Below are 13,383 nucleotides of genomic sequence, written 5' to 3' on the forward strand. Positions count from 1 at the left end.
GGCGGCGGTCAGGCCGGGAGCGGCGCGGCGGCCGGGACCCGGAACTGGTCGGCCACGATGACCGCGACGGTCACCGCCGTTGCCAGCGCCGCGCACGCCACGACGGGCAGTGGCAGCAGGACACCGACCGGCACCAACGCCAGCAGCACCACGACCGCCGCGATCCGGCTGGTCGGCCAGACCCGCCACAGCACCGCCTTGTAGGCGCCGTGCCCGGCGAGGAACAGCGCCGGGCCGCCCAGGACGAACAGCGCGGTGACCGTGGTCGTGTCGGCGCCGGGCTCGCGCAGCAGCCGCTCGTCGCCCGCGGCGGTGACGATGATCCCGGCGACCATCACCGGGTGCAGGTAGTTGAACGCCAGCCGGCTCAACCCACCGGTGCGCGTACCGGCGCGAGCGATGACCTCCGTGGCGGCCGGCGCCGAGCGGGTGAAGTACACCCACCACAAGGCCACCGACCCGGCGAACGCCAGCACGAACGCCCCGGAGGTCACCATGCTCAGCTGCTGCGCCAGGGTGCTCCCGGTCACCAGGATCGACTCGCCCAGGGCGATCAGGATGAACGCCTGGCACCGTTCGGCCAGGTGCCCGCCCTCCACCGCCCACCGCTCGGGGCGCGTGCGCCCCAGACCGGGCACCGGATATCCGGTCGACAGGCCGACCACGTCGAGCACGATCGCCGTCGCCCACAGCGCCTCCCGGACACCCCCGCCGCCCAGTCCTCCGAGCACCAGGAGCGTTGACGTCCCGACGAACCACGGCAGCGTCTTCTGGAACCCGTCGACCAGCACCGGATGGCCCCGCACCGCCCACAGCGCGAACAGGCTGCGGCCCACCTGCACCGTCACGTAGACCAGGGCGAAGAGCAGGCCGGTACCGGCGAACGCGCCGGGGATCGCCGCCGACAGCAGCAGGCTGCCCAGCATCAGCCCGATCAGCAGCGCCCGCACCGGCGCCCGGTCCGGGTGCAGCCAGTTGGTCACCCAGGCGGTGTAGACCCACACGAACCAGACCAGCGCCAGCAGCAACGCGGTCCGTGCGGCGCCCCGCCAGTCCGCGTGTGCGATCAGGTATTCCGCCAGCTGGGTGATGGTGAAGATGAAGACCAGGTCGAAGAACAGTTCCGTCGAGGTGGTCGGCTCCACCCCCCGACGCTCGCGTAGCAGCCAGGGGCGCACCGGCCTCGCGACCGGCGGCTCAGAAGGGGTCACCGCAGACCCGCCAGTCGCCGCCCTCGCGGACCACCGGCAGGCGACGTTCCTCGCTGAGCCCGCCGTCGCGGGTCAACTTCACCGTCACCGTGCCGTGTGGCCGCCCACCGCGGGTCGCCACCGACACGTCGGTGATCTCGTAGTCGGTCACCATCGGGGGCGTACGCACCCAGCTGGTGAAGCCGATCGGGCTCCACCGGGTACGCGCGTCCGCACAGAGCCGCTCGTACGCCCCGTCGCTGTCGCCGAGGGTCACCTCGCTGAGGAAATCGTCGGCGGTCTCCCGGATCGGGCCGGCGGCCTGCCGTACGGTCTGCAGGTTCCAGGCGCCCAGCCCGGCCACCCCGACGCAGCACAGCGCCACGCCGATCCCGGCGAAGGCCAACCCGGTGCGCATCGGGCGGTGCCGCCGGGCCGGTCGGCTGTACGGCTGGCCGGCACCCACGACTACCGACCGTAGAGAACGCCGTCGCTGTGGGCCACGACAAGTCGGAAACTGGGTGCGACCGCTGGATGGTTGTGCCCTGTTCCGAGCGGCCACGGATCGTCTACCGTCGTCGCACACCCCTACCGCAGTGCCCGGGAGCCGATCGATGAGCCGCTTCGTACAGCCGGTACCACCACCCGCCGACCCGTACGCCGGTGACACCCTGCTGCGGTCCTGGCTGGAGCGTCACCTCGGCCCGGCCGGGCACGCCGCCGCGAAAGGGCGCCTCGCCGACCTGGCCGCCGACGTCACCGGGCCGCTGCGCGCGGCGCACGCCGACGCCGAGGCGCACCCGCCGACGCTGGTCCGCTACGACGCGTGGGGCGCCCGCGTCGACCGGATCGGCACCTCCGCCGGTTGGCAGGCGCAGCGCGCCGCCGCCGCGCGGCACGCCGTGGTCGCGCTGCCCTACCTGCCGGACGCCCGCGGCACCTGGGGCGCCGCCGCGCGGGTCGTGCAGCACGCCCTGCTGCACCTGTACGGTCCGGAGTCGGCGACGTTCTCCTGCCCGGTGGCGATGGCCGACGGGGCGGCGGCGCTGCTCAGCCTGCCCGATGTCGACGCCGGGGTCCGCGACGCGTGGCTGCCCCGACTGATCTCCACCGATCCGGGGACGGCGATCACCAGCGGGCAGTGGATGACCGAGTCGCAGGGCGGCTCGGACCTGGGGCGCTCCAGCACCGTGGGCCGGCCCGCCGCGGACGGTTCGTGGCGGTTGACCGGGGAGAAGTGGTTCTGTTCGGCGGCCGACGCGGCGATGGCGGTGGCGCTGGCCCGGCCGGAGGGCGCCGGCCGTGGCAGCCGTGTGCTCGCCCCGTTCCTGGTTCCCCGGTACGCGGCCGACTCGCCCCTGGCCGACGGCGCCGCGGCGGACGCGCCGGCGCCGGGCGTCACCGTGCACCGGCTCAAGGACAAGCTCGGCACCCGGGCGCTGCCCACCGCCGAGATCGGCCTGCACGACGCGTACGCCGTGCCGTTGGGCGACCCGACGGTGCCCGGCCTGGTCCGGGCGATGACCCTGGTGGTGGTGACCCGGGTGCACAACGCCGCCGCGGCGGCGGGCGGGATGCGGCGCGGGTTGGCGTACGCCCGGGCGTACGCCGACGCGCGGCACGTCGCCGGCGGCGCGTTGGCGTCCTCGCCGCTGCACCGGGCCACCCTGGGCACCCTCGCGGTCGACGCGGCGGGCGCGTTCGCCCTGGCCGGGCACGCGTTCGCGCTGCTTGGCCGGGTCGAGGTCGGCGGCGACCCGGAGGCTGCGGCGGAGCTGCGCATCGTGGCGCCGCTGGCGAAGCTGGCCACCGGCCGGCTCGCCGTCGGATCCGCCAGTGAGTACGTGGAGAGCTTCGGCGGGGCCGGCTACGTGGAGGACACCGGCGTGCCCCGGCTGCTGCGTGACGCGCAGGTCCTGCCGATCTGGGAGGGCACCACCAACGTGCTCGCCCTGGACGTGCTGCGCGCCTTGACCCGGGAGGACGCCGGTACGCCACTGCTCAGTCGCCTCGCCGTCGCGGTCGACCTGGCCCGGCCACTGTCGCCGGCGCTGGCGGACACCCTGGCCACGGCCGCCGCGCAGCTCCGCGACACCATCACCGCGGTGACCGCCGACCCGGGCGCCGAGGCGGTGCTCGCCGGTGCCCGCGGCCTGGCGCTGCGCCTGGCGTACGCGCTGACCACCGCGCTGCTCGTCGAGCACGCCGCGTGGGGCGACGAGCAGGCGGAGTTGGCGGCCCGGTTGTGGGCGCGGCGCTGGCTGCGACACGAGGAGATCGCCGAGGACGCCCACCACCACCTGGACCTGCTCTGCTGACCGGCCGGCGCGAGCGGGTGGGTGGGGACCGGTGCCGGCCCTGATCGAGCTGGACGACGCTCGGGGAGCGCCGCTGGACGACCGCGGACCGCCGGTGGCGCTGTCGCGGCGGTGGCGCTCGGTCCTGCTGGTGGTGGCGTGCGCGCTGCTCGGCGGGGCCGCGGCACCTGTACACCTGTCGGCTCGGGCGGGGCCGGTGCTGCCCGGCCGGGCGACCCTGCTCAGCGCGGGCCCCCTGATGCTGGTCGTCGACCCGGGTGGCGGCGCGCCGACGCTGAGCGCCTACGACGCCGCGACGCCGCACCGCCCGGCACGGTGGCGGGTCACCGTGCCGCCGGCCACCGGGTGGTCCGCCGAGGCCGCCGGTGACCTGCTGCTGGTCGTCGAACGCGACCAGCTTCGCCGGCCGACGGCCACCACCGCCCGGTCGGTGCGCACCGGCGAACCGCTGTGGCGGCGACCCGAGCGGGTGTACGCGGCCGGCGAAGCGACGGTGGCGGTGAGCGAGGTCCGTAGCGCCTCCGGACCGGGGCGGCGGGTCGAGGGCACGGTGCTCGGCATCGACCCGGCCACCGGCGTTTCCCGCTGGTCGGTGCCCGTGCCCTCCACCGCCGTGCTGGAGGTGCTGCCCGGCACGCCCGGGCGGGTGCTGCTGGTGCAGGACGACGGGCTGACCCGGCTGCTCGACGCCCGCGACGGCACGGTTCACGGGCAGGGGCGACTGCCGCCGGCCGACTACGGCCCCGACAACCCGCAGGTCATCGGCACGCACCTGGTGCTGCGCCACCCGACCGGCACCGGCGCGGCGCTGACCGGGTACGACCTGCCCGGGTTGGCGTGGCGTTGGCAGGTGCCGGTCCAGCCCGGCGAGGTGACCCTGCAGGCCTGCCAGGACCTGGTCTGCGGGCGGGACGGGCGTGGCCGGTGGGCGCGCGACGCCGCATCCGGTGCGGTCGGCTGGACGTGGCCGGACGGCAGGCGGTGGCGCACCGTCGCGGGCGCGCGGGCCGGCTCCGAGCCGCTGGTGCTGCTCGGTGTGGCGGCGGACGGCCGACGCGTCCTGGTCGCGACGGTGGGCCGGGACGGGCCTCGGGTGCGCGGAGTGCTCCCGGCCGGGGTGCGGGGCTGCCGGCGCGCCGGTGCCGGGCTGGTCTGCCGTGGCGATGCCGACCGGGTCACGGTCTGGGCGATCGACTCGCTCTGACCGGGCGGAAAACGCCGCCGTACCTGACAGCGGTTGGCAGGTACCCGGGGCAGACTGCCCGCATGACGACAACCGCCGACCTCGCCATGGTCAACCTGGACAGCTCCGACCCGGCCGGGCACGCCGCGTTCTACCACCGGGCCCTGGGCTGGGAGATCACCCACAGCCAAGCCGAGTACGCCATGATCAATGGCGGCGGCGTCTCGATCGGCTTCGGGCTGGTCGAGGGTTACCGGCCGCCGACCTGGCCCGACCCGGCCGGGGGCAAGCGCTACCACCTCGACCTCTACGTGGACGACCTGGCCGCGGCGGAGAAGGAGTTCGTCGAGGCTGGCGCGTCGAAGCCGAAGTTCCAGCCCGGCGGTGACCGGTGGGTGGTGCTCATCGATCCGATCGGGCAGCCCTTCTGCATCTGCCCCCGCCCGCAGGGCTGAGGCTCCACGGGCCGCGCGGCGGTCAGCGCAGCGGGCCACGGGCGACGGCGGCCCGCATCGTCGGCGGGTCGCCGACCGGCACGTACTCCAGCCACCAGGTGGCGCCGGCCTCGGCGAGCGCGCCCAGGTAGGCCCGCTCGGCGCGCTCGTCCGGTCGGCGCCGCCGGCCGCCGATCGCCACGTCGAACGGCTGGCCGTCGGCGCGGGTGGGTGGCAGGGCGCTCACCAGCTCGCGTACCTCCTCAGGGGTGAGGTCGGACCACCCGTCGGTGTCGGTGAGCTTGTAGGGCACGATGCCGTCGGCGCGGGCCGCCCGCCGCCGCACCGCCCCGGCCTGCATGCTGCCGCCGACCCAGACCGGCACCCGGGGCGACTGCACCGGCGGCGGTCGCAGCGCCACCCCGTCGGCGCGGTAGTGGGCGCCCCGGTGGCGGACCGGCTCGCCGGTGAGCAGCCCGGTCAGCAGGTCGAGACCCTCGTCGAGCATGCTGGCCCGGACGGCCACCTCGGTCGGCTCGCCGAACGCGGCCAGGCCCCGATCGCCCGGGTCGCCCACGCCGACCGCGACGGTGGCCCGCCCCGCGCTGAGGTGGTCGAGGGTGAGCACCTCACGGGCCAGCTTCGCCGGGCGGCGTCGGGGCAGCGCCGTGACCGTGGTGCCCAGCCGCACCCGACCGGTGCGGCCGGCGATCGCCGTGAGCACCAGCCACGGGTCGTAGGTGGACGGGTCGTTCCCGGAGTAGTGGATCAGATAATCCTCCAGGAACACCCCGTCCCACCCGGCGTGCTCGGCGAGCTCACCCAGCTCGACCAGCGTGGACACCGGGACGGACGCGCCGCCGCAGGGCAGCTCCAGACCGTGTCTCATCCACCGACCGTAGGGCGGAGGTACGACGCTCAGCCGCGGCGGCGGGACCGGGCCGCCCACACCACGTACGCCGGGTCGCGGTCGAGGTTGTGCCGGTCGCGGTCGTAGCGTCGGGTGGTACGCGGGTCGGCGTGCCCCATCGCGTCCTGCACGTCCTCCAGCGGGACGCCCTCCGAGCGGGCGGTGGTGGCGAAGGCGTGCCGCAGCGAGTGCGGCGAGAGCTTCGCCCAGGCCGGGATACCGGCGGCCCGGGCCAGCCGGCGGACCATCCGGAACACCGAGTGCCGGTCCAGTCGGGCGCCGCTGGCGGTGACCAGCAGCGGGCCGGTCAGCTGCGGCACCGGCACCCCGGTGGCGGCGGCCCGCTGGGCCAGGTAGGCGTCCACCGCGTACCCCGTGCCGGGGGTGAGGGCGCGGCGGCGTTGCTTGCCGCCCTTGCCGACGAACCGCACGCTGCGGTGCCCGCGTTCGCTGCCCAGGTCGGTGAGATCCAGTGAGATCAGCTCGCCGACGCGCAGGCCCAGGTCGGCCAGGAGCGCGATCGCGGCCCGGTTCCGGGCGGCCGTCGGGCCGCTGTCCGCGTCGGCGGCGCTGAGCAGCGCGTCCACCTCCTCCGGGGTGAGACCGACGGTGGCGGAGTGGTCCCGGTCGACGCGTGGCCGGTCGGCTCCGGCGACCGGGTTGGCCGGCACCGCGCCGAGTTTGACGAGGAAGTCGTACCAGCTGGACAGCGCGGAGAGCCGGCGCGCCACGGTCGCCGGGGTCAGCGGCCGGCCGCTGCGCGCGCCGAGGGTGGACTCCAGGGCGCGGGCGTACTCGTTGACGTGCAGGAAGTTGGCCCGCAGCGGGTCCAGGTCGCGGTCGGCGCACCAGGTGAGCCAGCCGGCGACGTCGCGCCGGTAGGCGTCGCGGGTGTGCTCGGACAACCGGCGGTTGCGCAGCCACGCCTCGGTGACGTCGACCGGCCCGCCGGGCAGGGCCGGTCGGGCCGTCGGGCGGGCGAGCACCGGAGCGTCGGAGGACACCATGTGAAAAACACTCTCAGCTCCGGGTGGGTTCGCCGCGCAGGCGCGCCGGGACCGCCGGACCCGGCCGGTGTCGGGCCACGGCGTGCCGGCTACCGTCGGGCGGTGCGTGCCAGTCGGCTGGTCTCCCTGCTGCTGCTCCTGCAGACGCGGGGGCGGATGACCGCCGTGGAGCTGTCCGAGGCCCTGGAGGTGTCGGTCCGGACGGTGTACCGGGACGTGGAGTCGTTGGGCGCCGCCGGGGTGCCGGTGTACGCCGAGCGCGGCCCGGCCGGCGGGTACCGGCTGCTCGACGGCTACCGCACACGGCTGACGGGGCTGACCGCCGGCGAGGCCGAGGCGCTGTTCCTGGCCGGTGTGCCGGGCCCGGCCGCCGAGCTGGGCCTGGGGTCGGTGCTGGCCACCGCGGAGCTGAAGTTGCGCGCCGCGCTGCCGGGCGACCTAGCCGACCGGGGCGGGCGGATCCGGCAGCGGTTCCACCTGGACGCGCCGAGCTGGTTCCGCGAGCCCGAGCCCACACCGCACCTGGCCGCCCTGGCCGGCGCGGTGTGGGAGGACCGCCGGATCCGGGTGCGCTACCGGCGGTGGCAGCAACCCCGGGACGTGACCCGCACCCTCGACCCGCTCGGCGTGGTGCTCAAGGCCGGCCGGTGGTACCTGGTCGCCGCGGCGGCCGGGCAGGTGCGCACCTACCGGGTGGGCGCCATTCTGGACCTGACCGTGCTGGACGAGCCCGCCGACCGACCGGCCGGGTTCGACCTGGCGGCCAGCTGGCAGGAGCACACCGAGCGCTACGAGAGTGGCGTCTACCGCGCGGAGGCGCGGGTGCGGATGACCGTGGCGGCGCTGGCGCGCACGGTGCACCTCTTTCCGCCGGCGATGAGTCGGGCGGCGCAAGACGCCGCTGGTGCGCCGGACGCGGACGGCTGGCTGGTCACCACCGTGCCGATCGAGTCGATCCGGCACGGTCACGTCGAGATGCTCAAGCTCGGCGCGCAGGTGGAGGTGCTCGCACCGGCCGAGTTGCGGGAGCTTCTCGCGGGCACCGCCCACGCGCTCGCCGCGCTCTACCCACCGGCCACCACCGGGGAAGACCCCGCGGTGGACGGGACGGCCGGTGATGCTCGGGGCGGGCCGGGTACGACGGTTGGCCCGCCCCCCGCATCGGTCAGGCGTTGATCTGCCGGCGTCCGTCGCCGTTGGCGCTGATGGTCACCCGGCGGGGCTTGGCGCGCTCGGCGACCGGGATGCGCAGCGTCAGCACCCCGTTGTCGTAGCCCGCCTCGAGCTTGTCGGTGTCCAGGGTGTCGCCCAGGAACAGCCGCCGGGTGAAGGTGCCCATGGGGCGTTCGGCGGCGACCAGTTCGACACCGTCGCCGGTCGGCCGGCGACGGTCGGCCCGCACGGTGAGCACGTTGCGCTCGACGGTGCAGTCGATGGAGTCCGGGTCGACGCCGGGCAGGTCGAACGCGGCGTAGAAGTGGTCCCCGTCGCGGTAGGCGTCCAGGTGCATCATCGCGGGACGGGCCGCCGTACCGAAGAACTGCTCGGCGAGCCGGTCGATCTCGCGGAACGGGTCGGTACGCATCAACATCGTCGTGCCTCCTCGGTTCTCCTGGCCGAAGGTGATGACTTGAGTCGGGGTGACTCAAGTTCCTCTTTGTATTTAGCGCACCTGACGGCGGCCGTCAAGTCCTCAGCACAGCCGGTTCTCGAACCAGTGTTCGGCGTACGGGCCCTGCGAATACGCGGGGATCTCGACGTAGCCGTGCCGGGCGTACAGGGCGCGGGCCTCGACCAGGTCGTTGCGGGTGTCCAGGCGGATCCGGTCCACTCCGGCCGCCCGTGCCCGCTGCTCCAGGGCGGCCAGCAGCGCCGCGCCCCCGCCGGCGCCGCGATGTGCGGGGCGGATGAACACCCGGGTCATCTCGGCCCAGTCCGGCCACCAGCGCAGCCCGGCGCAGCCGGCCAGGTCCGCGCCGTGGTGGGCGAGCAGCAGCACACCGGTCGGGTGCGCCAAGTCGTCGCTGGGCATCTCGGCCAGCGCCGCGTCGACCTCTCCCGGACGGGCCGGGCGGCGGTGGTAGCGGACCACCATCTCCGTCATGTACTCGCGCAGCAGCAGCGCCGCGTCGGGCTGGTCGGGATGGACGGCGGTGGTCACCCAGGTGGATCGGAGTGTGCTGGTCACCCGTTGATTGTCCGGAGCGCGGTCAACGGATTTTCCGCCGTCCGGGCCGCCGGCGGCCCGGGGACACGCCACCGGCGGCCCGGCAGCAGGGCGATCAGAGACGCTCGTAGATGCCGTGTTCGCGGGTGAGCAACTGCTCGTCGATCAGGTAGCGGCGCAACGTGACGTGGTCCGACCCGCCGGCGGCGCACCACGGTTTGAGCGCCTCGTCCACGGCCCGCTCGGGGTAGCGGATCCCCGGCTCGAACGACCGTTCCGCGATGTGCGCCAGCAGCACCCGTCGCCGACCGCGTTGCGCCGGCAGGCCGACCAGCACACCGGAGCGCAGGAATGTCCGTAGCACCGGGTCACCGGCCGGCTCGCCGTCGTCGGCCGGGCGGCGCTCGCGAGCGGCCGCCCGCAGCGACACCTCGTCGGCCACGAGCGTGCCGTCGGAACCGGTCACCAGGCCCGCGTCGATGAGCCGGCGGATGCCGGTGAGCACCGTCCGCGCCGGCAGGGCGGCCCGCTCGGCGATCTGGGCCGCGCTGGCCGCGCCCAGCACGATGGCCGCGAAGACCCGCCGGCGTCCGTCGTCGGCCAGGGCCCCGGCCAGAGCGTCCGCTGTCATGCCGGTCACCCTCCCATCGACGGTACGCCGACCGCCAGGTGATTTCCCGGTACGGCCCGCTCCCCGCCGCGCCGCGCGGGCTCAGTCGGCCGGCTGCTCGGCCACGAGCAGCACCCGGCGCAGCAGATCGGAGAGCAGCCGGCGCTCCGCCGGGGTGAGCGCGCCGAGCAGCCGGTGCTCCTCGGCGCCCCGGACGTCCATCGCCCCGTGCCATGCGGCACGGCCGGCATCGGTGAGCTCCACGTCGACCCGTCGCCGGTCCACGGTGGACGGAGTGCGGCGCACGAAGCCCCGCTCGACCAGACTGTCGACCCGCGCGGTGATCGACGCGGGCGCCATCGCCAGATCCGCGGCCAGTTCCGAGGGCGCGGCACGCCCCTGCCGGCCGGCGAGCGCGTGCAGCGTGTCGTACTCGTGTGCCGGCAGGTCGAAATCCACCAGCACCCGCTCCTTCACGGTGCGCAGGTGCCGGATGAGGACACCCATCCTGGTCACCGCCCCTTCGACGTCGACGTCGAGGTCGGGCAGGACGGGCAGCCAGCGCTCGACGTGCCGGTCGACCGAGTCGTGGGGGTTCATCGCCAGAGCTTATCGCCCCGAACTATTCGTTGACGAAATATTCGGCGTCGAAGTACCGTGTGCTGGTGACCACTCCTCTGCGCACCCGCTCCTTCCGGCTGTTGTTCCTGGGCCGGACCGTCTCCGGGGTCGGCGACGCCGTGGTCCCCGCCGCGCTGGCCCTGGCCGTCCTGCGGGCCACCGGTTCGACCGGCGCGCTCGCTGTCGTCCTCGCGGCGGCGATGGTTCCCCGGCTGCTCCTGCTGCCACTCGGCGGCGTGGTCGCCGACCGGTTCGACGCCCGCCGGGTCGCCCTGGCGGCCGACCTGGTCCGCTGCGCGACCCAGCTCGCGGTCGGCGTGGAGCTGCTCGGCGGCGAACCGTCGCTGGCCACCATCGTGGTGGCCTCGGCGCTCGGCGGCACCGCCTCGGCGTTCGCCATGCCGACCGCCTCCCCGCTGGTCGCCGGCACCGTCGCACCGGCCGACCGGCAGCGGGCCAACGCCCTGATGGGGATCACCGCCAACACCAGCCGGCTCGCCGGGCCGGCGCTGGCCGGGGCACTGATCTGGGCCGCCGGCCCGGGCTGGGCGTTCATCATCGACAGCGCGTCGTTCGCGCTCAGCGCCACGCTGCTCGCGCTCGTCCGGGTCCGGCACGTGCCGGTGCCCCGCCGCTCCGTCATGGCCGACCTGCGACACGGCTTCGGCGAGGTGCGCGCCCGCGACTGGTTCTGGACCAGCCTGATCGGGCACGGCGTCTGGAACGGCGCCGCCGCCGTGCTGATGACCCTCGGCCCGGCCATCGCCATCGACCGCCTCGGCGGTGAGGCCACCTGGGTCGTGCTGTTGCAGGCCGGCGCGATCGGCATGCTCACCGGCTCGTTGCTGGCCGGGCGGGTCCGGCTCCACCGGCCGGTCCTGCTGGCCAACCTCGGGCTGGCCAGCTACGCCGCACCACTGCTGCTGCTCGCCGTCGCCGCGCCCGCCCCGGCGGTGATCGTCGCCTACGGCGTCGCGCTGACCGCCCTCGGCTACCTCAACCCGGTCTGGGAGACCGTCGTGCAGCACCAGTTCCCGCCCGAGGTCCTGGCCCGGGTCACCTCGTACGACTGGCTGGTCTCGCTGGGCGCCGTGCCGCTGGGTTACGCCCTGGCGCCACTGGCCGCGGACGCCTTCGGGGCACCCGTACCGCTGGCCGTCGCCGGCCTGCTGGTCCTGGCCGCCTGCGCCGGCACCGCGCTGGTCCCCGGCGTACGCCGGCTCACCTGGCCGGCGACCACGCCACCGAGCCCGGTCGAACCCGCCACCGCCGACGCGCGGTGAGCGGGTCCGACCGGTCGCCTGGTCACTCCCCGGTCGGCCCGTCGGCGAGTTCGGTCACGATGTCGAGGTGGCCAAGGTGGCGGGCGTACTCCTGGAGCAGGTGGAACAGCACCCGCTCCAGCGAGGCGGGGTCGGCGCCGCTCCAGCGCGGGCCTGGCGCGCCGACCTCCGACAGGTCGTGCGCCGTCACCACCGCGCTGGTGTGCGCACCCTGCGCCCGCAGCGCCGCCACCAGATCCGAGCGGGTCTCCTCGGGCGCGACATACCAACGATCCCCGCGGCGGTCACCCCACGGCTCGGGAACATCCCGGCCCTGAAAACCCCACTCGATCCAGCGCAGCTCGACGTACCGCAGGTGTTCGAGCAGTTCCAGCGGCGTCCAGCCCGACGGCAGGCCGCTGCGCCGCAGCTCCGACTCGGGCAGCGCCGACACCTTGGTCGTCACCGACTCCCGGAAGTAGTCCAGGTAGCGCAGGAAGACCTCGGTGCGGCTGCCGGCGGGGCTCGTGGGCTCGGGGAAGGGCATGGTCATCCGCCCATTGTGCGGGGCCGGTCAGCCCGCGGGCAGGTCGCGGCCGCGCTGCTGCACACCGGCCTGGCCGTACGGGTAGTCACCCACCGGCGGGGCGCTCGCCTCGTCCAGCAGCCGGGTCTGCTCCGCGTCGAGGACCAGGTCGGCGGCGGTCAGGTTGTCGTCGAGCTGCGCCGTCGTCCGTGCCCCGAGGATCACCGAGGTGACCGCCGGGCGGGCCGCCAACCAGGCGAGGGCCACCGCCGACATGGACACGCCCTGCTCCCCGGCCACCTGGCTGACCGCGTCGATCACCCGCCACGTGCGCTCCTCGGCGTTGCGACCCGCGTACGCCTCGACGCCGCGCTGCGGGTTCTCGCCGAGCCGGGTGGCGCCGGTGGGCGTGCTGTCCCGCTGGTACTTGCCGGTCAGCCAGCCGCCGCCCAACGGTGACCACGGCAGGATGCCGATGCCCTCGTTCTCGCAGACCGGCACCAGCTCGAACTCGATCTCCCGGGCCAGCAGGTTGTACTGCGGCTGGAGGGTCACGATCGGGGTGAGGTTGAGGTGCTGGGTGAGCAGGGCGGCCTTCTGCAACTGCCAACCGGTGAAGTTGCTGACCCCCGCATAGCGGACCTTGCCTGCGCGGACCGCGTCGTCGAAGAACCGCAGCGTCTCCGGCAGCGGGGTCAGCGGGTCCCAGGCGTGCGCCTGGTAGAGGTCGACGGCCTCGACACCGAGGCGCCGGAGGCTGGCGTCCAGGGCGCGGGTCAGGTGCACCCGGGACAGGCCGGCGTCGTTCGCCCCCGGGCCCATCGGGAACCGCCCCTTGGTGGCGATGACCAGCCGGTCGCGCAGGCCGGGCCGCGCAGCCAGCCAGCGGCCGACGATCTCCTCGGAGACGCCGGCGGAGTAGACGTCGGCGGTGTCGATGAACGTCCCGCCGGCCTCCACGAACCGGTCCAGCTGGGCGAAGCTGCCCTCCTCGTCGGTCTCCGCGCCGAAGGTCATCGTGCCCAGACACAGGGTCGACACCACCGTGCCGGTGGCGCCCAGAGTGCGATAGCGCATGTCGTCCTTCCGGTAGAGGAACAAAGCTGATCTTCGCATCGGGTCCCGGGACGGGCGGCACGGGCACCCGGACGGCGG

General features: G+C 74.9%; 15 protein-coding genes. 5 read left to right on the forward strand and 10 right to left on the reverse strand.

Annotated features, from left to right (window positions below):
- Positions 1–8: 8 nt before the first annotated feature.
- A complete protein-coding gene (locus tag EAD89_RS21725; protein ID WP_158609769.1) occupies positions 9–1,145 on the reverse strand; it encodes a low temperature requirement protein A in 1,137 nt (378 codons plus the stop codon).
- A 52-nt stretch (positions 1,146–1,197) separates the two neighbouring features.
- Positions 1,198–1,656 carry a hypothetical protein gene (locus EAD89_RS21730; RefSeq protein WP_121652896.1) on the reverse strand — a complete coding sequence of 153 codons (459 nt, stop codon included), beginning with the start codon at positions 1,654–1,656 and terminating at the stop codon, positions 1,198–1,200.
- A gap of 148 nt (positions 1,657–1,804) precedes the next feature.
- On the opposite strand from EAD89_RS21730, the gene EAD89_RS21735 reads away from it, so the two are divergent.
- From EAD89_RS21735 to EAD89_RS21745, 3 genes are all read left to right on the forward strand, one after another.
- The gene (locus EAD89_RS21735) at positions 1,805–3,508 is read left to right on the forward strand and encodes an acyl-CoA dehydrogenase family protein (RefSeq protein ID WP_121677011.1); all 1,704 of its coding nucleotides are present in this window, start codon (positions 1,805–1,807) and stop codon (positions 3,506–3,508) included.
- A 31-nt stretch (positions 3,509–3,539) separates the two neighbouring features.
- Complete coding sequence (locus EAD89_RS21740; protein WP_121677012.1) at positions 3,540–4,712, forward strand: PQQ-binding-like beta-propeller repeat protein; 1,173 nt, start codon at positions 3,540–3,542, stop codon at positions 4,710–4,712.
- 62 nt (positions 4,713–4,774) lie between these two features.
- Entirely contained in the window at positions 4,775–5,146 is a 372-nt protein-coding gene (locus EAD89_RS21745; protein ID WP_121677013.1) for a VOC family protein, read from the forward strand.
- 22 nt (positions 5,147–5,168) lie between these two features.
- Here the strand turns inward: EAD89_RS21745 and EAD89_RS21750 are convergent, their stop codons facing one another.
- On the reverse strand, positions 5,169–6,014 hold the full coding sequence (locus EAD89_RS21750; protein WP_121677041.1) for an LLM class flavin-dependent oxidoreductase: 846 nt from the start codon (positions 6,012–6,014) through the stop codon (positions 5,169–5,171).
- 29 nt (positions 6,015–6,043) lie between these two features.
- The gene (locus EAD89_RS21755; RefSeq protein WP_121677014.1) at positions 6,044–7,042 is read right to left on the reverse strand and encodes a tyrosine-type recombinase/integrase; all 999 of its coding nucleotides are present in this window, start codon (positions 7,040–7,042) and stop codon (positions 6,044–6,046) included.
- A gap of 102 nt (positions 7,043–7,144) precedes the next feature.
- On the opposite strand from EAD89_RS21755, the gene EAD89_RS21760 reads away from it, so the two are divergent.
- Positions 7,145–8,218: a YafY family protein gene (locus EAD89_RS21760; protein ID WP_121652901.1), complete on the forward strand. Its 1,074-nt coding sequence runs from the start codon at positions 7,145–7,147 to the stop codon at positions 8,216–8,218.
- On the opposite strand, the gene EAD89_RS21765 is transcribed toward EAD89_RS21760, so the two are convergent.
- From EAD89_RS21765 to EAD89_RS21780, 4 genes are all read right to left on the reverse strand, one after another.
- Positions 8,208–8,633 (reverse strand): Hsp20/alpha crystallin family protein, encoded by a 426-nt coding sequence (locus EAD89_RS21765; RefSeq protein WP_121677015.1) that lies wholly within the window; start codon positions 8,631–8,633, stop codon positions 8,208–8,210. The genes EAD89_RS21760 and EAD89_RS21765 overlap by 11 nt on opposite strands.
- Positions 8,634–8,735: 102 nt before the next feature.
- Entirely contained in the window at positions 8,736–9,230 is a 495-nt protein-coding gene (locus EAD89_RS21770) for a GNAT family N-acetyltransferase (RefSeq protein ID WP_233578912.1), read from the reverse strand.
- A 94-nt stretch (positions 9,231–9,324) separates the two neighbouring features.
- Positions 9,325–9,840 (reverse strand): DUF2087 domain-containing protein, encoded by a 516-nt coding sequence (locus EAD89_RS21775; protein WP_121677043.1) that lies wholly within the window; start codon positions 9,838–9,840, stop codon positions 9,325–9,327.
- An 81-nt stretch (positions 9,841–9,921) separates the two neighbouring features.
- A complete protein-coding gene (locus tag EAD89_RS21780; protein WP_121677016.1) occupies positions 9,922–10,419 on the reverse strand; it encodes a MarR family winged helix-turn-helix transcriptional regulator in 498 nt (165 codons plus the stop codon).
- Positions 10,420–10,484: 65 nt separating this feature from the next.
- Between EAD89_RS21780 and EAD89_RS21785 the strand changes: the two genes are divergently transcribed.
- Positions 10,485–11,723 carry an MFS transporter gene (locus EAD89_RS21785; RefSeq protein WP_121677044.1) on the forward strand — a complete coding sequence of 413 codons (1,239 nt, stop codon included), beginning with the start codon at positions 10,485–10,487 and terminating at the stop codon, positions 11,721–11,723.
- 22 nt (positions 11,724–11,745) lie between these two features.
- Here EAD89_RS21785 and EAD89_RS21790 read toward each other — a convergent pair whose 3' ends face one another.
- A complete protein-coding gene (locus EAD89_RS21790) occupies positions 11,746–12,255 on the reverse strand; it encodes a DinB family protein (protein ID WP_121677017.1) in 510 nt (169 codons plus the stop codon).
- A 21-nt stretch (positions 12,256–12,276) separates the two neighbouring features.
- On the reverse strand, positions 12,277–13,305 hold the full coding sequence (locus EAD89_RS21795) for an aldo/keto reductase (protein ID WP_121677018.1): 1,029 nt from the start codon (positions 13,303–13,305) through the stop codon (positions 12,277–12,279).
- Positions 13,306–13,383: the final 78 nt, after the last annotated feature.

Origin of the sequence: Micromonospora sp. BL4 (assembly GCF_003667505.1) — a bacterium.
Taxonomy (GTDB): domain Bacteria; phylum Actinomycetota; class Actinomycetes; order Mycobacteriales; family Micromonosporaceae; genus Micromonospora.

Coding starts and splice junctions, on each gene's coding strand:
- EAD89_RS21790 (WP_121677017.1), bottom strand. CDS start 12,255: ATGACCATGCCCTTCCCCGAGCCCACGAGCCCCGCCGGCAGCCGCACC.
- EAD89_RS21780 (WP_121677016.1), bottom strand. CDS start 10,419: ATGAACCCCCACGACTCGGTCGACCGGCACGTCGAGCGCTGGCTGCCC.
- EAD89_RS21735 (WP_121677011.1), top strand. CDS start 1,805: ATGAGCCGCTTCGTACAGCCGGTACCACCACCCGCCGACCCGTACGCC.
- EAD89_RS21745 (WP_121677013.1), top strand. CDS start 4,775: ATGACGACAACCGCCGACCTCGCCATGGTCAACCTGGACAGCTCCGAC.
- EAD89_RS21750 (WP_121677041.1), bottom strand. CDS start 6,014: ATGAGACACGGTCTGGAGCTGCCCTGCGGCGGCGCGTCCGTCCCGGTG.
- EAD89_RS21775 (WP_121677043.1), bottom strand. CDS start 9,840: ATGACAGCGGACGCTCTGGCCGGGGCCCTGGCCGACGACGGACGCCGG.
- EAD89_RS21795 (WP_121677018.1), bottom strand. CDS start 13,305: ATGCGCTATCGCACTCTGGGCGCCACCGGCACGGTGGTGTCGACCCTG.
- EAD89_RS21755 (WP_121677014.1), bottom strand. CDS start 7,042: ATGGTGTCCTCCGACGCTCCGGTGCTCGCCCGCCCGACGGCCCGACCG.
- EAD89_RS21765 (WP_121677015.1), bottom strand. CDS start 8,633: ATGTTGATGCGTACCGACCCGTTCCGCGAGATCGACCGGCTCGCCGAG.